This window comes from Catenulispora pinistramenti (genome assembly GCF_018274385.1).
Classification (GTDB): Bacteria; Actinomycetota; Actinomycetes; order Streptomycetales; family Catenulisporaceae; genus Catenulispora; species Catenulispora pinistramenti.
The window spans coordinates 1-400 of the sequence record NZ_JAAFYZ010000599.1; the positions used below are offsets into that span (position 1 = coordinate 1).

A 400-nucleotide genomic window follows, 5' to 3' on the forward strand; every position below is an offset into this window, starting at 1 on the left:
GGTTAGGATGGGGGAACGACCGCCCCGCGCGCGCCGCCGGGCGGACCTGCCGTTTGCCGGGATCCTCCATGCGCCACCTGTTCGCTTCGCTTGCCCTCCTGCTCGCCACCAGTACCGCCGCCCACGCCGAAAAGCTGACCCTGGAGGCCATCACCGGCCCGCTGCCGCTGTCCGGCCCGACCCTGATGAAGCCCAAGGTGGCGCCGGACGGTTCGCAGGTCAGTTTCCTGCGCGGCAAGGACAGCGATCGCAACCAGCTGGATCTGTGGACCTACGACATCGGCAGTGGCCAGACCCGGTTGCTGGGTGATTCCAAGGTGGTGCTGCCCGGCACCGAGACCCTCAGCGATGAGGAAAAGGCGCGCCGCGAGCGCCAGCGCATCGCCGCGATGACCGGCAT

General features: G+C 69.0%; 1 pseudogene. It reads left to right on the forward strand.

What is annotated here, in order from left to right:
* Positions 1–68: 68 nt before the first annotated feature.
* Positions 69–400: pseudogene (locus KGQ19_RS53665) on the forward strand (S9 family peptidase); the annotation flags it as partial.